The 17,421-nt window shown below is 72.0% G+C and carries 17 protein-coding genes; 7 read left to right on the top strand and 10 right to left on the bottom strand.

Annotated elements, in window-relative coordinates; all coding sequences use genetic code 11:
* Positions 1-2 precede the first annotated feature (2 nt).
* Positions 3-1,367 (top strand): L-serine ammonia-lyase, encoded by a 1,365-nt coding sequence (locus tag ABD126_RS22140; RefSeq protein WP_343935783.1) that lies wholly within the window; start codon positions 3-5, stop codon positions 1,365-1,367.
* Positions 1,368-1,969: 602 nt separating this feature from the next.
* Here ABD126_RS22140 and ABD126_RS22135 read toward each other — a convergent pair.
* The 7 genes from ABD126_RS22135 to ABD126_RS22105 form a co-directional block, all read right to left on the bottom strand.
* Positions 1,970-2,260, bottom strand: a complete 291-nt coding sequence (locus tag ABD126_RS22135; protein ID WP_343935782.1) for a hypothetical protein — start codon at positions 2,258-2,260, stop codon at positions 1,970-1,972.
* A 37-nt stretch (positions 2,261-2,297) separates the two neighbouring features.
* Entirely contained in the window at positions 2,298-2,555 is a 258-nt protein-coding gene (locus ABD126_RS22130) for a hypothetical protein (RefSeq protein WP_343935781.1), read from the bottom strand.
* Between the two features lie 239 nt (positions 2,556-2,794).
* On the bottom strand, positions 2,795-3,280 hold the full coding sequence (locus ABD126_RS22125) for a glutathione peroxidase (RefSeq protein WP_343935780.1): 486 nt from the start codon (positions 3,278-3,280) through the stop codon (positions 2,795-2,797).
* A complete protein-coding gene (locus ABD126_RS22120; RefSeq protein ID WP_343935779.1) occupies positions 3,277-5,196 on the bottom strand; it encodes an ABC1 kinase family protein in 1,920 nt (639 codons plus the stop codon). Before ABD126_RS22120 ends, ABD126_RS22125 begins: the two co-directional genes overlap by 4 nt.
* A 271-nt stretch (positions 5,197-5,467) precedes the next feature.
* Positions 5,468-6,145 carry an alpha/beta fold hydrolase gene (locus tag ABD126_RS22115; protein ID WP_343935778.1) on the bottom strand — a complete coding sequence of 226 codons (678 nt, stop codon included), beginning with the start codon at positions 6,143-6,145 and terminating at the stop codon, positions 5,468-5,470.
* Positions 6,103-6,465, bottom strand: coding sequence for an SSI family serine proteinase inhibitor (locus ABD126_RS22110; RefSeq protein ID WP_343935777.1), 363 nt, complete (start codon positions 6,463-6,465; stop codon positions 6,103-6,105). The genes ABD126_RS22115 and ABD126_RS22110 overlap by 43 nt, the downstream gene beginning before the upstream one ends.
* A 91-nt stretch (positions 6,466-6,556) precedes the next feature.
* Positions 6,557-7,024: a hypothetical protein gene (locus ABD126_RS22105; RefSeq protein ID WP_343935776.1), complete on the bottom strand. Its 468-nt coding sequence runs from the start codon at positions 7,022-7,024 to the stop codon at positions 6,557-6,559.
* A gap of 155 nt (positions 7,025-7,179) precedes the next feature.
* On the opposite strand from ABD126_RS22105, the gene ABD126_RS22100 reads away from it, so the two are divergent.
* Positions 7,180-7,389 (top strand): Ig domain-containing protein, encoded by a 210-nt coding sequence (locus tag ABD126_RS22100; protein ID WP_343935775.1) that lies wholly within the window; start codon positions 7,180-7,182, stop codon positions 7,387-7,389.
* Between the two features lie 80 nt (positions 7,390-7,469).
* The gene (locus tag ABD126_RS22095) at positions 7,470-8,738 is read left to right on the top strand and encodes an MFS transporter (protein ID WP_343935774.1); all 1,269 of its coding nucleotides are present in this window, start codon (positions 7,470-7,472) and stop codon (positions 8,736-8,738) included.
* On the opposite strand, the gene ABD126_RS22090 is transcribed toward ABD126_RS22095, so the two are convergent.
* Positions 8,728-9,735, bottom strand: a complete 1,008-nt coding sequence (locus ABD126_RS22090; protein WP_343935773.1) for a Gfo/Idh/MocA family oxidoreductase — start codon at positions 9,733-9,735, stop codon at positions 8,728-8,730. The two genes, ABD126_RS22095 and ABD126_RS22090, sit on opposite strands and share 11 nt — an antisense overlap.
* Positions 9,736-9,968: 233 nt before the next feature.
* Here ABD126_RS22090 and ABD126_RS22085 point away from each other — a divergent pair, with 233 nt between their 5' ends.
* On the top strand, positions 9,969-11,366 hold the full coding sequence (locus ABD126_RS22085) for a bifunctional o-acetylhomoserine/o-acetylserine sulfhydrylase (protein WP_425542859.1): 1,398 nt from the start codon (positions 9,969-9,971) through the stop codon (positions 11,364-11,366).
* Positions 11,363-12,421 carry a homoserine O-acetyltransferase MetX gene (metX, locus tag ABD126_RS22080; RefSeq protein WP_343935772.1) on the top strand — a complete coding sequence of 353 codons (1,059 nt, stop codon included), beginning with the start codon at positions 11,363-11,365 and terminating at the stop codon, positions 12,419-12,421. Before ABD126_RS22085 ends, metX begins: the two co-directional genes overlap by 4 nt.
* Before the next feature lie 40 nt (positions 12,422-12,461).
* Here the strand turns inward: metX and ABD126_RS22075 are convergent, their stop codons facing one another.
* The gene (locus ABD126_RS22075; RefSeq protein ID WP_343935771.1) at positions 12,462-14,018 is read right to left on the bottom strand and encodes a cellulose binding domain-containing protein; all 1,557 of its coding nucleotides are present in this window, start codon (positions 14,016-14,018) and stop codon (positions 12,462-12,464) included.
* 934 nt (positions 14,019-14,952) lie between these two features.
* Positions 14,953-15,453, bottom strand: a complete 501-nt coding sequence (locus ABD126_RS22070; RefSeq protein ID WP_121225634.1) for a hypothetical protein — start codon at positions 15,451-15,453, stop codon at positions 14,953-14,955.
* Between the two features lie 166 nt (positions 15,454-15,619).
* Between ABD126_RS22070 and ABD126_RS22065 the strand changes: the two genes are divergently transcribed.
* Both ABD126_RS22065 and ABD126_RS22060 read left to right on the top strand, forming a co-directional pair.
* Positions 15,620-16,750 (top strand): sensor histidine kinase, encoded by a 1,131-nt coding sequence (locus ABD126_RS22065; RefSeq protein ID WP_343935770.1) that lies wholly within the window; start codon positions 15,620-15,622, stop codon positions 16,748-16,750.
* Positions 16,747-17,394: a response regulator gene (locus ABD126_RS22060; protein WP_343935769.1), complete on the top strand. Its 648-nt coding sequence runs from the start codon at positions 16,747-16,749 to the stop codon at positions 17,392-17,394. The genes ABD126_RS22065 and ABD126_RS22060 overlap by 4 nt, the downstream gene beginning before the upstream one ends.
* The last annotated feature ends 27 nt before the right edge of the window (positions 17,395-17,421 follow it).

The following is a 17,421-nucleotide window of genomic DNA, read 5'->3' as shown; positions in this document are numbered from 1 at the left end:
CCGTGGCGATCAGCGTCTTCGACCTGTTTTCCGTCGGCATCGGGCCGTCCAGCTCCCACACGGTAGGCCCGATGCGCGCCGCGACGATGTTCGTGGCGCGCCTGGGACACCGGCTGACGTCCGTGGACCGGGTGCACGTCCAGCTGTTCGGCTCGCTGGGCGCCACCGGGCACGGGCACGGCAGCCCCAAGGCCGTGCTGCTCGGACTGGAGGGCCACAAGCCCGAGGAGGTCGACCCGACGGCCGCCGAGGGGCGCGTGGCCGAGATCCGCGCCTCCCGCCGGCTGCTCCTGGGCGGGGTGCGCGACATCCCGTTCGTCGAGGACACCGACCTGGTGATGCACCGGCGCAAGTCGCTCCCGTTGCACCCCAACGGGATGAGCTTCACGGCGTACTCCGGGGACGAGGTCCTGGACGAGGCCGTGTACTACTCCGTCGGCGGCGGTTTCGTGGTGGACGAGCACGCCACCGGCACCGACCGCATCAAGGCCGACGAGACGGAACTGGCCCACCCGTTCAAGACCGGCGACGAACTGCTGGCGCGGACGCGGGAAACCGGCCTGTCCATCTCGGAGGTCATGCTGGCCAACGAGCTGTCGTGGCGCACGGAGGAGGAGGTCCGCTCGGGCCTGCTCCACATCTGGGGCGTCATGCAGGAGTGCGTCGAACGGGGCTGCACCGAGACCGGCGTGCTGCCGGGCGGCTTGAAGGTCCGGCGGCGCGCGGCCGAGATGCGCCAGCGCCTGGCAGCCGAGCACTACGCCACCGACCCGTTGCGGGTGATGGACTGGGTGACCTTGTTCGCCCTGGCGGTGAACGAGGAGAACGCGGCCGGCGGCCGGGTGGTCACCGCGCCGACCAACGGCGCGGCCGGCATCGTGCCGGCGGTGCTGCACTACTACACCCGGTTCGTGCCGGGTGCGTCCGACGACGGCGTGGTGCGGTTCCTGCTGACGGCCGGTGCGGTCGGCGTGCTGTTCAAGGAGAACGCGTCGATCAGCGGCGCCGAGGTCGGCTGCCAGGGCGAGGTCGGCTCGGCGTGCTCCATGGCGGCGGGCGGACTGGCCGAGGTGCTCGGCGGGACCCCGGAGCAGGTGGAGAACGCGGCCGAGATCGCGATGGAGCACAACCTGGGCCTGACGTGCGACCCGATCGGCGGCCTGGTGCAGATCCCGTGCATCGAACGCAACGCGCTGGCGTCGATCAAGGCCATCACGGCGGCCCGGATGGCCCTGCGCGGAGACGGCTCGCACTTCGTGTCGTTGGACAAGGTCATCAAGACGATGCGCGAGACCGGCAAGGACATGAAGGTCAAGTACAAGGAGACGGCGCGGGGCGGACTCGCGGTCAACGTCATCGAGTGCTAGCAGCGCTGCGCGTGCCTTGCCCTTCGGGCGCGCGCAGCGCGCTTGCTTCTGGGCTTTTCCGTCCTCCCCGTACGGCCTGCCCGAAGGGCTACCACAGATTTCCGCGGGTGCAGCCGAAATTTTTGTGAGGAACGAGCAAAAATTTTAGCGGCACCCGCGGAAATCTGTGGTTGGCTCCGCCAGGCCGTACGGGGAGGACGGAAAAGCCCCCGCTTTTGCTTTTCTCCCCGGGGGCCTGCCCGCCGGCGAGGCTCTTTTAATCTTTAGACTTCACGCTGACGCTCTCAAGCCGAACGCGCTTCGCGCTTTCTTTAGAGCGCTTCGCGCGCCAAAACGCGCGAAGCGCTCGAAAGATCAAAAGCGGCGCTCGCCGCGCGGCAGGCCCCCGGGGGGGGGGGGAAGGGCGTCGGTTCGTTCCCCGCACGGCCTGCCGGAGGCAACCACCCTTGGGGGTTCTTGGCAACCGGTGAAGCGTGGTTGCCAAGAACCCCCAAGCGCGGTTGGGCTGCGCCCAGGCCGTACGGGGAACGAACCGAGGCCCTTCCTTGGGCTAAATAGCCCTTCGAAAAGCGCGCCTGCGGCGTGTCGGGTGTCGCTTGGTGTCAGCGGGTGGTGGGGGTTCGGAAGACGCCTACTCCCTCTAGTAGGCCGCCGATTTCGTGGGCTGCCTCGAAGGGGGACAGGCGGGCGTAGCCGGCCAGGTCCCAGAATTCCGGGTTCTGCCCCGGGGCGCCCACCGAGCGTTCCGCCTCGGTTCGGGCGATGCCGAGGGCCATGCACACCGCCACCGCCGCCTCACGGGGGTCGGCGTAGAGGGCCAGTTCCGCGAAGACCCGGCCCGGCGCCGCGCCCAGGGCGAAGCGGCGCCGGGCTTCCGAGATCAGGGGCTCCATGGCCTCCACTGTGCCACGAGGCGGCCCCGCCAGCAGGTCACGAGCAGAGCACGTCCACGAAGACCGTCTTCTCCTGGTTCAGGTTCGAGATGCGCACCGAGACCGTTCCCGGGCCCGTGAGGTGCTGGTTCTGCACGTCCACGCGTTCCACGTGGCAGCCCGGCTGGTGGTCCACGGTGATCTTGTGGACGCTGACCTCCACCGCCTCCACGTGTGCTTCGTGGAACACGTACAGCTCCGGCGCGTAGTACGACCACTTGGTGTTCGTCGCCCCGTTGGTGTCGGTCCAGGTCACCTTCTGGCCTGCGCGGTGCCCACGGGTACCAGGAGGGCCGCGGCCAGGGCGGTGGCCGCCCCGGCCGCTCGTGCGAGTGGTCTCATGTCCGGTCTCCCCGCGAGTGCGGCGGGACCGGAAGGCGTGCCGCGGCGTCGGGGAGCCTTCCGGCTACCGGTCACCCCTACGCGACCGGCCCCGACGCCGCTGGGCGACGACGATACGCTTCGTGAACACCGCAGGCCAGGGACCTTTGGGCCTCAGGGCAGGACGGCCTCGATCGCCTTGACCACGTCGTCGTCCCCGGGCTCGGTGCGCGGGCGGAAGCGGGCGACGACCTCGCCCTCGGGGGAGATCAGGAACTTCTCGAAGTTCCACTGCACGTCCCCGGCCGTGCCGTCGGCGTCGGCGTGCGCGGTCAGCTCCGCGTACAGCGGGTGCCGGCCGGGGCCGTTCACCTCGACCTTCTCGAACAGCGGGAACGTCACGCCGTAGGTGGTGGAGCAGAACGTCGAGATCTCCTCCGCCGTGCCCGGCTCCTGCCCGGCGAACTGGTTGCACGGGAACCCCACCACGGAGAAGCCGGCGTCGCCGAAGCGCTGTTGGAGCCGCTCCAACCCGGTGTACTGCGGCGTCAGGCCGCACTTCGACGCCACGTTGACCACCAGCAACGCCTTGCCCCGCAACGACCCCAGGCTGCTCGGCTCGCCGGCGAGGGTGTTCACGGCGATGTCGTGGATGCTCATGTCTCCACCCTACGGGGACGGAACACCGTCACCACGACCCGCAGGCCCAACAGGACGCTGATGACCAGCAGGTTGTAACCGAACACCTGGTACAGCGTGATGTCCGGGCCGACCTTCGGGCCGCCGTCCGCGCCGAGCAGGAGCACGGCCATCAGGCCCGCGGTCGCGCCCAGCACGGTCAACATCACCTGGTGCAGCAGGGAGGTCACGAACTGGCGGTCGCGGTCGTCGGCGAACAGCCGCACGCCCAGCCCCAGCCGGCCCTGTTCCAGCGCGCTGGAGATGCGTTCCGCCCGCCGGGGCAGCCGCTTGAGCAGCGGCAGCATCGAGTGCAGTTCCTCGGTCACCGTGCGGCGCAACGACTCCGGGGTCAGGCGTTCGCTGAACTGCCGGTCCGCGAACGCCCGCGACTCCACCACGATGTTGAACCCGGGCGACAGCGCGCCCAGCGTGCCCTCCACGGTCGCCAGCGCCCGGAACACCGCGGCGATCTCCGGCGGGATGCTCAACCCGTACCGGTAGACCAGCTTGAACAGGTCGCCGAACATCTCCACGTCCGGCCGCATCCCGGCACCGAGGTGCCGCGCCATGAACTGCCCGAGCGCGCGTTCCAGTTGCTGCTCGTCGATCTCGTCGGGCCGGGACACCAGTTCCAGCAACGAGTCCCGCAGGCCGGCCGGGTCGCCGTGGTCGATGGCGAGCAGCATCTTGCCCAGCGCGGACCGCAGTTGCGCGTCGATGCGGCCCACGGAACCGAAGTCCAGCATGCCCAGGCGGCCGTCGCGCAGCAGCATGATGTTGCCGGGGTGCGGGTCGGCGTGGAAGACGCCGTCGAGCATCACCTGGCGCAGCAGCACGTCCAGCAGCGACCGGGCGAGGCCGTCGCGGTCGGTCGACTCCAGCGGGGCGGACCGCAGCGGCACGCCGTCCAGCCGGTCCATCACGAGAACCCTTGCCGTGCAGAGGCTTTCGTGCGCCCGCGGCAGCACCACGCCGGTCCCGTCGGACGCCGCCCGCACCGCCTGGAGGTTGCGCGCCTCCACGCGGAAGTCCAGTTCCTCCAGCAGGGCGGCGGAGAACCCGGCGGCCAGGTCGCGCACGCCGATCGCGCGCCCCCACCGCGTCCGGTCGTGCAACGTGCCCGCGAGCCGGTTCACGATGTCCAGGTCGCCCTCGGCGATCCGCCGCACCCCGGGCCGCTGCACCTTGACCACGACCTCCTCGCCCGACTTCAGCCGCGCCCGGTGCACCTGCGCCACGGACGCCGCCGCGACGGGCGTCGGGTCGAACTCGGCGAACACCTCCTCGGGCGGCCCGACCTCGGCGACCAGAACCTGCCGCACGGCGGCCCACGGCGCGGCGGGTACCTTGTCCTGCAACAGGGTCAGCTCGTCGACGACGTCCGCCGGCAGCAGGTCGGGCCGGGTGGACAGCACCTGGCCGAGCTTCACGAACGTCACGCCGGCCTCCTCCAGCGCGAGCCGCAGCGACCGCGCGACCCGCGTGTCGGTCCGCTCCCGCCCGCGCAGGTAGGGGCCCAGGCCGTGGCGGAACGCGATGGCCGTGATGCGCGAGTACCGGCGCGCCCGGACCACGCGGGCGCGGGCGGCGCGCCACCACTCGGTGGGCGGCGGGATGGACCCGGTGGGCACGATGACCTCGGCGAAGGTGAGCAGCGCGATCATCAGCAGCAGCGCGATGCCGAACTGGACGGTGCCCAGCGCGCCGGTCGTCTCCGGACCGGGCATCCCGCTCAGGACGCTCGCGGTGATCGACAGGCCCATCACGCACGCGAACGTGGTGCGCACCAGCCCGACCCGCAGCCCGAGGATGCGGCGCGCGGCCAGCGCGATGCCGAGCACCATCGCGAGGAAGGTCAGCGGCACGCCGACGGTGTAGAGCAGGAAGTCGTCCATGAGTCCCCCAGAACCGGTTCGGCCGGAGGATAGATCGGTCCGCCTGAGAATCGACGCCGGTCACCGAAACCTCGGATGAATATGCGTCCCCAGGCGGGCACCGTCTTTGCTGAAGCCGTTAAGGTGCAGCAATTCAAGAATGTGAAGATTGTTGACGAATGTGATCCGGGTCTCTAATGTCTGGTGACAGATCGGATGAATCGATCGCCCAGACCCCGCTGGGGGCCCACGACTTCGGCGGCGGTGTCGTGGACCCCCAGCGGGTCCCAGCTCAGCGGCGTCGCGCCACCCAGTCGAGCGCGTCGGGCGGGAACAACGCGGGCACGTCCAGCGGGCCCGGGTCGAAACCCCACGGGCTCACGTACGCCAGGTCGTCGTCCACCGGCCCGCCGGGTCCGCTGGCCGGCGCCGGCCCGGCCACCCGCTCGAACCAGGACCACGGGCCGTCCAGCGCCGCCAGGTCGGCGTCGGTGAACTCGGGGTCGTACTCCACCCCGGCCGCCTCGTAGGCCTCCTTCTCGGCCCGCCCGGCGGAGACCACCGCGGCGGTCACGCGCGAGGGCGGCAGCGCGGCGCAGGTCGGCGCGTGCGGCGCGCCGCCGGAGTGGCCGACCACGGCGAAGCGGTCCAGGTCCAGGGCGTCGGCGACGGCCGCGACGTCCCGGGCGGCGGACGCGACGTCGCGGCCGGGGGTGCGGGTGGACCCGCCGTGACCGGGGCGGTCGTAGGACACCCAGCGCAGGCCCAGGCGGTCCGCGTCGGCGAACAGGGGCTCGGGCGGCGCGCCGGTGTTGGGAGTGCCGTGCAGCCAGAACGCCGGGAAACCGCCGGTTCCCGTGTCGTGCGCGTGGATCGTCCGACCGTCGATGCTTGCGGTTTGACCCGGCCACGCGGCCGAGCCCGGCCTCAGACGTCGAACAGCGGTCCCGTATGCGCCCGCATGACGCACGAGTTCTCGTAGGTGGCCGTGAACTGCCGCGACTCGCCGCGCCACATGCCGGTGAGGCGGACCGTGATCGGGTCGTACTGCATGGTGCAGGCGATGCCCGGCTCGGGCCGCAGGCCGTTGAGGTCACCGTCCACATCGGACAGCAACTGGCAGGCGGCCTCGGCGTCCGGGTGGCTGCCGCCGGCCGGTTCGCAGGTCAGGTTGGCCATCCGCACCTGGGCCACCGATCGGGTGGTGGTGACGTTGAGCGTGGTCTCCGGGGCCGCGGTGACCATCGGAGCGAAGGCGGCCATGGCCGCCAGGAGGGGAAGTGGTGCCATGTCACCACAGTGGCGCGCGGGGTACCACGTCCTCCAGCCATCTCACTACATCGTGTGACGAACCGGTTTCAAACCGTTGATCGCCGAGCGGTCACACCAGCCCCCGCCGGGCGGCGTTCAGGCCGGCCTGGAACCTGGTCGTGGCGTCCAGTTCCGCCGGCAGGGCCGCCATCCGCCGGGTCATCGTCCGCTGCGTCATGCCCAACGACCGCATGATGGCCGCGTCCTTCAGGCCCGCGGCGAGCAGGGCGCGGGCGTCCTCGCCGGCCGCCGCGTAGTCCGCGATCTGGGCCGGCCGGGCCGGGTCGTCCACGGACGGCAGGTGGTAGATCGTCCGGTAGACCACCCCGCGCCGCAGGGCCTGGAACTCCGCCGCGTTGTGCTCCGGCGCGCCGCCCAGGTAGGGCGGGCAGTCGATGAGCAGCACCTCCTCCCGCGCGGCGGACTGGAGCTGGGCGATGTGGTGGCGCACGGCCGGCCCGCCCTCGATCAGCTCGACCAGGTCGCCGGGCTCGCCGCCCGGGGCCCGCTCGTACTCGGTCGCCAGCCGCCGGGTCACCGCGCGCAGCCGGTCCAGCTCCCCGGCGCGGCGCAGCGCCAGGGCGTCCAGCGCGACCTGCGGAGGCGCGGCGACGTACCGGGCCGGGCGGCCGGCGAGCTTGGTGACCAGGCCGGCGGCGGCCAGGGACGCAGACCAGCGTCAAGTGCAAGCCGGTGAGCCTCCAGCCGACCGCTTCCGGCGGCTCCGGCGGCTACCGCTTCACCGCCTCCGGCCTGCCCGCCGGCCTGTCGATCAACGCGTCCACCGGGCTGATCAGCGGCACGTCGACGACCTGGGCGAACTACCACCCGACCGTGACCGTGACGGACAGCTCGGGCGCACGGGCCGAAGTGTCGTTCTACTGGTTCATCTTCCCGCACTAGACCGGCAAAGCCCGTGATCGTGCCCCACGGCACGGTCACGGGCCTTGCTGTGCGCGTGCCCCGGGCACCAGGGTGGGTGGATGGGGACCACGGGTGTGCGCCGCGTGGCGCTGGCGAGTTCCGCGGGCAACGCGGTGGAGCTGTACGACTTCCTCCTCTACGGCACGGCGACCGCGCTGGTGTTCGACAAGCTGTTCTTCCCGTCCTTCGACCCCCGCATCGCCACGCTGCTGGCGTTCGCGACCTTCGGCGCCGGGTTCCTCGCCCGGCCCCTCGGCGGCGTGGTGATCGGCCACTTCGGCGACCGCGTCGGCCGCCGCTCGATGCTCGTGCTGACGCTGACCGCGACCGGCGTGTGCACGGCCCTGATCGGCGTGCTGCCGACCTACTCGTCCATCGGCATCGCCGCGCCGATCCTGTTGGTGGCGCTGCGGATCGTGCAGGGCTTCTTCCTCGGCGGCGAGCAGGGCGGGGCGACCCTGATGGCCGTCGAGCACGCGCCGGCCGGGCGCACCGCGTGGTACGGCAGCTGGACGTTCCTCGGCTCGCCGGTCGGGTTGGTGCTGGCCAACGGGGCGATGGCGCTGGCGACGGCCGTGTCCGGGGACGCGTTCCTGTCGTGGGGGTGGCGGCTGCCGTTCCTGTTCAGCCTCGTGCTGGTCGGCGTGGGCCTGTACGTGCGGCTGTCGGTCGAGGAGAGCCCCGAGTTCCGGGCGGTGCGGTCGGAGGATCGAGCGCGGGTGCCGGTGGTGGACGTGCTGCGGCGCTCGTGGCGGAAGGTGGTGTTGGGCGCGGGGGTGAACCTCGGGTTCAACATGTTCATCTTCGTGCTCGCCGCGTTCGTGCTGTCCTACGGGACCCGGCAGCTGGGGATGCCGAAGTCGTTGCTGCTGAACGCTTCCCTGGTCGGCGCGGCGGCGCAGGCGGTGGCGCTGCTGGTGTTCGCGCGGCTGTCCGACCGGGTGGGGCGGTTGCCGGTGATGCTGGGCGGGGCGGCGTTCCTCGGGGTGTTCGCGCTGCCGCTGTTCTGGTTGCTGGAGACCCGGTCGCCGGCGGCGGTGTTCCTGGCCCTGGTGCTGGGTTTCGCGGGGTCGGCGGCGCTGTTCGGGCCGATGCCCGCGTACTACGCCGAGTTGTTCGGGACGCGCGTGCGGTACAGCGGGGTGTCGTTGAGCTACCAGCTCGGTGCGGTGCTGGGTGGCGGGCTGTCGCCGTTCGTGGCGCAGTGGTTGTTGGGCGTGACACCGACCCGGGACTCGTGGCCGGTGTCGCTGTACCTGATCGCGGGGGCGATGGTGAGCGCGTTGTGCCTGTTGGCGATCGGGGAGACCCTGCGGTCTAGAGCTTGACGACCGCGTTGGCGCGCGCCGACTCGAAGGCCGCTTCCACGACCTCCAGCCCGGCGACCGCGTCGGCGACGGGGACCGGGCTCCCGCCGGCGGCGATGCCGGCGTAGAAGTCCTGGTACGCGCCGCGCTCGGTCTGGACGGTGTCGCCGTTCAGCCGGCCCCGGGACTCTTCGGGATCGGCGCCCCAGCCCGTGCCACCGGGGACCGCGCCGGCTTTCAGGAGGTCTTCCTGCGGGTCCATGCCGTGCTTGACGTAGGCGGCCGTGGAGCCGAGGACGCGGAAGCGGGGGCCTACGTCGGCGGCGAGGGCGGACGCCCAGAGGTGGGAGACCGTGCCGTTGGCGTGGGTGAGGGCCAGGAAGGCGTCGTCGTGCGCTCGCGCCGCCGGGCGGAGGGTGCGCACTTCGGCGTAGACGTGCGTGGGCCGGCCGAACAGCGCGATCGCCTGGTCCACCAGGTGGGTGCCGAGGTCGTAGACGATGCTGCCCAGGTCGGCCGGGTCGCCGGACTCCTTCCAGGACCCCTTCACCTCCGGCCGCCACCGCTCGAAGCGGGACTCGAACCGGTGGACGTGGCCGAGCCGGTTCTCCGCGGTGAGCCGGGAAACGGTCCGGAAGTCGCCGTCCCAGCGCCGGTTGTGGAACGGCACCAGCCGCTTGTCCAGGTCTTCGGCGAGTGCCGCCAGTTCCCGGGCTTCGGCGGCGGTCGCCGCGAAGGGCTTGTCCACCACGACGTCCAGGCCGTGCTCCAGCGCGGCGCGGGCGTGCTCGCCGTGGTGCCGGTTGGGCGTGGTCACGACGACGAGGTCGAGTTCGCGCTCCCACAGCTCGTCGATCGTGCCGACGACCTCCACCCCGGGATAGCGCTGCTGGACCTGCCGCTGCCGCTCGGGGTTGCCGGTGACGACGGCGGCGAAGTCGAGCCCGTGCGTGGTGGCGAGGAAGGGCGCGTGGAACGCGGCCCCGCCGAGCCCGTACCCGATGAGAGCGGTGCGCATGGGTGCCAACCCTAGGCGTCCCACGACTTGGACGCTCTGTCGCGCCCGGTGACCCACCGCTACCTTTGCCCCCATGAGCCCGCTCGTGACCCGTCGGCACGTCGACTACGTGCGCGTCACCAGCATGGCCTGTCCGCAGGCCTGACCTCCGCTCGCCCGATCGAGCGGCGACACCCTCCGCACGGCCCGCGTGCCCGATCGAGCGGCGACACCCGCTTCACGGCCCGCGTGCCATCCACGCGCCGCCGACCCGCCGGCGCGCCTTCCCCTCGCCCCGGCTCGCTCCCGTCCCCTCACGCCCGACCCGCTTCGAGCCCCCCAGCGCGAACAGGAGTACGTGCATGTCCTGGTCCTTCGACACCAAGCAGGTCCACGCCGGAGCCTCGCCCGACCCCGCCACCGGCGCCCGTGCGACGCCGATCTACCAGACCACCTCCTACGTCTTCCGCGACACCGCGCACGGGGCCGCCCTGTTCAGCCTGGCCGAGCCCGGGAACATCTACACGCGCATCAACAACCCCACCCAGGACGTCCTGGAGCAGCGGGTCGCCGCGTTGGAAGGGGGTGTCGCCGCCGTGGCGTTCGCCTCCGGGCAGGCGGCGGAGACGGCGGCCATCCTGAACCTCGCCCGCGCGGGCGACCACCTGGTGTCCAGCGCTTCGCTCTACGGCGGCACCTACAACCTGTTCCACCACACCCTGCCCAAGTTCGGCATCGAAGTGTCCTTCGTGGACGACCCCGACGACCTCGACGCGTGGCGCGCCGCAGTGCGGCCCAACACCAAGCTGTTCTTCGCGGAGTCACTGGCCAACCCGCGCAGCAACGTGCTGGACATCGCGGCGGTCGCCGAGGTCGCGCACGACGCCGGGGTTCCGCTCGTCGTGGACAACACCGTCCCCACCCCGTACCTGCTCCGGCCGCTGGAGCACGGTGCGGACATCGTCGTGCACTCCGCCACCAAGTACCTCGGCGGCCACGGCACGGCCATCGCCGGTGTGGTCGTGGACGGCGGCAAGTTCGACTTCGGGGACGCCGACAGGTTTCCCGACTTCACCGAACCCGACCCCAGCTACCACGGGTTGCGGTATTGGCCCGTGCTGGGTCACGGGGCGTTCGCCGCGAAGCTGCGGGTGCAGGGCCTGCGGGACACCGGCGCGGCGATCGCCCCGTTGACCAGTTTCCTGATCCTGCAAGGGATCGAGACGCTCTCCCTCCGCATCGAGCGGCACGTCGCCAACGCGCGCGTGCTCGCCGAGTGGTTGGAGTCGCGGGACGAGGTGGAGAAGGTGCACTACGCCGGACTGCCGTCGTCGCCCTGGCACTCGCTGGCGCGGAAGTACCTCCCGCTGGGCGCGGGCGCGGTGGTGTCGTTCGAGCTGCGGGGCGGGGTCGAGGCGGGCCGGGCGTTCGTCGACGGGGTCGGCCTGTTCAGCCAACTGGCCAACATCGGCGACGTGCGCAGCCTCATCGTCCACCCCGCCAGCACCACGCACAGCCAGCTGACGCCGGCCGAGCAGGCGGTCACCGGCGTGACGCCCGGCCTGGTGCGGTTGTCGGTGGGCATCGAGGGCGTCGAAGACCTCAAGGCGGACCTGGAGGCGGGGTTCCGCGCCGCCAAGTCCGTGCAGTGAGGGCCGGGTCCACTCTCGGGGAGACCCCTCCCGTCGCCGGCGGGTGGCGGGAGGGGGACCCGAACGGGCGACGCCGGTGGTTCGCCGGGGAACTGCCCGGCCTGCCGCTGCGCATCGCCTACGAGACCTGGGGGACGCTGAACGCCGACCGTTCCAACGCGGTCCTCGTCCTGCACGCGCTCACCGGGGACAGCCACGTCGCCGGGCCGGCCGGTCCGGGGCACCCGACGCCGGGGTGGTGGGACGGCCTGGTCGGGCCCGGTCGGGCGCTGGACCCGGCGGAGTGGTTCGTCGTGGCCCCGAACGTGCTGGGCGGGTGCCAGGGGACCACCGGTCCGTGGTCGACGGCGCCGGACGGGCGGCCGTGGGGACGGCGGTTCCCGGACGTCACCGTGCGTGATCAGGTGGCGGCCGAGGTGCTGCTGGCGGACGCGTTGGGCATCTCGGCGTGGGCGGCGGTCCTGGGTGGCTCGATGGGCGGAATGCGTGCCCTCGAATGGGCGGCTTCTGTACCTGATCGAGTGAAGACTTTGTTGGTGGTGGCCGCGCCCGCCGCGTCGACCGCCGAGCACATCGCGTTGGCGTCGGCGCAACTGCGTGCGATCGACCTCGACCCGGTGGCCGGCATGGGCGTGGCCCGTCGGATCGCCCACCTGAGCTACCGGAGCGAGCCGGAACTCGCGGAGCGCTTCGGCCGGGCCGTCCAGCCCGACGGCCGGTACGCCGTGGAGTCGTACCTGGACCACCACGCGGACAAGCTCGCCCGCCGCTTCGACCCCGAGAGCTACGCGGTGCTGACCCGGGCCATGAACGGCCACGACGTCGGCGCGGGTCGCGGGGGCGTCCGGGCGGCCCTGTCCGGGGTGCGGGCGCGGACGATCGTGGCCGGCATCGACTCCGACCGGCTCTACCCGGTGCGCCAGCAGGCCGAGATCGCCGAGGGCGTTCCCGGGGCAGACCTGCGGGTGATCACCTCGCCGCACGGGCACGACGCGTTCCTGATCGAGGTCGACCAGGTCGGGGCGCTGGTGACGGAGCTGCTCAAGGACGGCTGAGGGGGCGCGGGGTGTGCCCGCGCCCCCGTCGCGACGTGCGTCAGAAGCCGGCCGTGATCCGGGTGAACTCCCAGTCCGGCTGCGCGACGCCCGAGCAGTTGGACGACACCTGGCCGTCGCAGCCGCCGCGGTCGCGGTTGACCGCCCAGAACGAGAACCGGCCCAGGCCGTTGGACTTGGCCCAGTCGCGCAGGGCGGTCCAGGTGGCCGTGGTGGTGACCTCGCGCTGGTCGGACAGGCCGTTCATGCCCGAGATGCCCGCGTGGCTGAACGCCACCGCGTCGGACCACCCGAAGGTGGACTTGAGCTTGTCCTTGAGCCCCACGGTCGCGTTGATCGTGTCCGTGCGGATGTCGGAGCTGCCGAAGTCGAACGGCATGATCGTGAAGACGTCGATGTTCGCGCCCAGCGCGTTCGCCCGCTCGATCAGCCGGTTGCCCCACGAGTTGGGGCCGGTCCGGGTGGTCGGGATGGTGACGATCGTCTGGATGCCCGGGTTGTTCTGCTTCACGATCTTGAGCGCCTCCAGGATCCGGTCCTGGACGGTCGCGTTCTCGAACTCGTCGGTGTTCTCGATGTCGATGTCGATCGCCTTCAGGGCGTAGGCGTCGATCACCTTCTGGTACGCGCCCGCAAGCGCTTGCGGGGTCGAGCAGTTCGGCCCGAGCTTGTTGCCGCTCCACCCGCCGAACGACGGCACGACGTCACCGCCGGCCGCCCGGATCTGGGCGATGGCGTTGGCGTCGATCCCGCCGGTGAGCGGGCGGTTGCCGTCCCAGGCGGGGTTGCAGCCGCCCTGCGCGAGCACGAACGCCATGGTGAACCACTTGACGCCGGTCGCGTTCATGACCGTTTGGGGCGCCGGCGGGTTGCCCCAGCCCAGGAACAGGTAGGGCGCGCCCCGACCGCCCGGCGCGGGGCCGGTCTGGGTCGTGGCGGACACCTGGTTGGACGGGCCGGACGCGTTGCCGGCGGCGTCGCGGGCCTTGACGGTGAACTGGTAGGTGGTGCCGGGGGCCAGGCCGGACACGGTCGCGGTGGTGCCGGTGACCGTGGTGACCGAGGTGCCGCGGTGGACGTCGTAGGCGGTGACGCCGACGTTGTCGCTCGAGGCGTTCCAGGCCAGCGACACCGAGCCGCTGGTGGTGCCGGTGACCCGGAGGTTGGCGGGTGCGGTCGGCGCGGTGGTGTCGCCGCCACCGCCGCCGGTGCAGGGGGCGCCGTTGACGGTGCAGTTGAGCGGCGCGCCGGAGCCGGTGCCGACGAAGCCGAAGCTGGCCGAGGCGTTGACGCCGACGTTGCCGTTGTACTCGCGGTTGGTGGCGACGTAGTGGTCGCCGGTCCGGGTGATCAGCGCGTCCCAGTAGGAGCCGAGGGACGTGCCGGCGGGGAGGTCGAACTCGACCTTCCAGGAGGTGATGGCGTTGGGGCCGCCGTTGGTGATGGTGAACTTGCCCTCGAAGCCGCTGCCCCAGTCCTGCGCCTTGGCGAAGGTGGCGGTGACCCCGGGTGCGGCCGACGCGGTCGGCCCGGCGATGGCGAGTGATCCGATGGCCAGGGCGCCGGCTGCCAGCACCGCGCCCACTCTTGTCTTCATGAGGAACTCCTCGGCGGATCGGCAGGGTAATCGCGCCCAACGGCGAGACTGGTCTAGACCACCGATATTGTCAATGCTCCTTCTCAAGGAGGCCTTGGACCTGGTTCGGGGTTGCACCGGTATAACCAGTGCCAGCGCGCAGTCTTCCTGCGGCGCTTCAAAGGACCTGCCGCACCGGCCTCGCCGCCGCCCCACTACCCGCCCCGCCGCCGCGCTGCACCCCGCCGCCGGCGCGCTGGCCTCGCCGCCGGCGCGCTGGCCTCGCCGCCGCCGCGCTGGCCCGCCGCCCGCGTGCTGGCCCGCCGCCCGCGTGCTGGCCCGCCGCCGCCACATCGCCGCCTGCCGTGTTACCGCCTCGCCGCGCTGCCGCCCCCGCGCTGCCGCCCCCGCCCTGGCCCGCCCCACGCGCTGGCCCGCCGCGCCGCCGCCTTGCCGCGCCGCCGCCTTGCCGCGCCGCCGCCTTGCCGCGCCGCCGCCTTGCCGCGCCGCCGCCTTGCCGCGCCGCCGCCTTGCCGCGCTAAGCCGCCGCGCCTGGCCCGCTGTGTTCGCCTGCCGCGCTAGCCTGCCGCCCTGCCGCGTTCTTGTCGGTCGCCTTCCCGCCGCCGCACCTTGCTCGCCACGATTGTCGGTCCCCTCTGGGACAATGGAGACGGGGGCCGGAGGCCGACGCCTGAGCCATCACCGCGAGCGAGTCGAGCGCACCTGAACCCGGCCCAACCGCCGAACCGTCGCCGCGAAAACCATCACCGCCGCCGAACCAAGACCGCCGAACAAGACCCCGAACCAAACCGCCGCACCAAAGCCGCCGCGCCAACAGCACCATCAGCACCGCACCAACAGCACCGCACCGAAAACCGCCGCACCGAAAACCGCCGCACCATCAGCACCGCACCGAAAACCGCCGCACCATCAGCACCGAACCGGCACCGCGGGCTCACTCGTCCAGCGCCGCCTCGATCCACGACGCCACGGCCAGGTCCCGCACCTCGCACTCCAACGCCAACTTGACCGTCCACCGCAGCGCCTGCAACACCACCGTCGCCAGTTCCTGCGGCTGCCCGTTGGCCAGTGCGATCTCGATCTGCTCCGCCGCCGCCTCCTGGTCCCCGTGCACCTCCGCCAGCAACGTCCGGATCGCCGTCCGCACCGGCGGGTCGGCGTCGTCGATCGGGACCTCCTGGCCGTCTTCGTCGAAGACCTGCATCTTGACCGGGGTCGCGCCGCCCGAGCCGAGGGCCGCGACCATGTCGCTGCACTCCGAGAACAGCAGGAGCACCAGCTCCCGGATCTCCTCGTTCCCCTCCGGGGAGCCGCTGAGGTAGCCGGTCACGAGGTCGACCGCGACGGCGTCCTCCCCGACCTTGGCGGCGGCCAAGGCCTGGCCGGCGACGGCGGTGAGCCGTGCCCAGCGGTCCGGATCCTGCTGCGGGTGCATTCAGCCATCTTCCAACACGGAGTAGGGGTGCACAGCTCTGTCGTATTGCCTACCCGGTGGTGATCGGGTGCCGCAACGGCTTGCCGTGCCGGCCTCGGGGTGCTACCCCGGTATGACACACCCCGGTGTCATGTGCCGCCCGCCCCCGGCCACCTAGCATCGGGGCGTGATCCGCACCTTCCTGCGGGTGGTCCTGCTGCCCGACCGCACGCGGGTCTTCGGCGCGGGCGACTCGCGGTTCAAGCTCTTCGGCCAGGCCGCGGTCCTGGTCTACGGTCTGGTCCTCGCCATCGGCATCTCCTCGGCGTACGTGCAGCGCGAGTCGCCCGACGGCTGGTGGCCGCTGCTGTTCGCGATCGTCCTCGGCACGTACGCCCTCGTGCTGTTCTCCCCGCTGGGCGCCTGGCGGCTGGCCACGGCGGGTCTGTTCGCGATGCGGCTGCTCAACACCCACGAGCCGGCGATCCTGGGTGACTGGCAGTGGTGCTGGTACCTCCCCGTGCTGGTCGGAGTGGGTCTGCGGTACGGCGGACGGGTCGTGTTCGTGGTCGCGGTGATTACCACGGGTGCTGTGTACCTCGTGGGCGCGATGGGAAACCTCGACCACTTCCCGCCCACCCTCCTGTTCCTCGGCCTCGCCCTCCTGGTCTCCTACGCCTTCGGCTCGCGCGGACGGGCCGAGCGGCGGTTCCACGAGGAACGCGACGCCAAGGCCGCGCTGGTCGAACGGGCCCGCATCGCTCGGGAGATGCACGACGTCGTCGCCCACCACATGTCGATGGTGGCCGTCCGCTGCGAGACCGCGCCCTACCGGATCACGGGCCTGCCCGAAGCCGGGCTCAAGGAGTTCGCCGAGCTGGGCGACGCCGCCCGCGCGGCGATCGCGGACATGCAGAACCTGCTCGGCGTGCTGCGGTCGGCCGACCAGCAGGCCGACCGCGCGCCCCAGCCGGGCCTGGCTGACATCAGGGCGCTCGTCCCGCAGGCCTCCGTGGCCGACGCCGACGTGCCGCCCGCCGTCGGGCTGACCGCCTACCGGGTGGTCCAGGAGGCGCTGACCAACGCGCGCCGCCACGCTCCGGGGTCGAGCGTCTCCGTCGTGGTGTCGGTGGTCGACCAGGCGCTGGAGGTGTTCGTCCGCAACACCGCGGGCGGCCCGTCGCGGGGCGGGGGCGGTGGGCACGGGCTGGTCGGCATGCGGGAACGTGTGGCCGTGCACGGCGGCTCGGTGACCGCGGAGCCCACCCCGGACGGGGGCTTCGCGGTGCGGGCGCGGATTCCGTTGGGGGAGCGTTGATCAAGGTTCTGGTGGTGGACGACCAGGAGATGGTGCGGGAGGGGTTCTCCGCGCTGCTGGACGCCCAGCCCGACATCGAGGTGGTCGGGTCGGCGGGCGACGGCGCGGCGGGCGTCGCGGAGGTGCGCAGGCTGCGGCCGGACGTCGTGCTCATGGACGTCCGGATGCCCGGCACCGACGGCCTCACCGCGACCCGGCTGCTGGCCGACGACCCGGTGAAGGTGCTGGTCCTGACCACGTTCGACCTGGACGACTACGTCTACGAGGCGTTGCGGGCGGGCGCCAGCGGGTTCCTGCTCAAGCACGCGCCCGCCCGCGAACTGCTGGAGGCGGTCCGGGTGGTGGCGCGCGGTGACGCGCTGCTCGCGCCCTCGGTGACCAAGCGGCTGATCGAGGACTTCGTCAAGGCGCGGCTCGCCCGGCCGGTGAAGCCCGCGTCGCTGTCCGCGCTGACCGAGCGGGAGACCGAGGTGCTGCGGCTGATCGCCACCGGCCTGTCCAACACCGAGATCGCCGCGCACCTGGTGCTCGCCGAGCAGACGGTGAAGACGCACGTCAGCCGCGTGCTGATGAAGCTGGGCCTGCGCGACCGGGCGCAGGCGGTGATCGCGGCCTACGAGTCCGGCCTGGTGGTACCGGGGTAGCGCCGGGAGATCGCTACCGCGGGGTGA

This window comes from Saccharothrix mutabilis subsp. mutabilis (assembly GCF_039521145.1).
GTDB lineage: Bacteria > Actinomycetota > Actinomycetes > Mycobacteriales > Pseudonocardiaceae > Actinosynnema > Actinosynnema mutabilis.
This window is presented reverse-complemented; position numbering and strand designations above follow the sequence as displayed.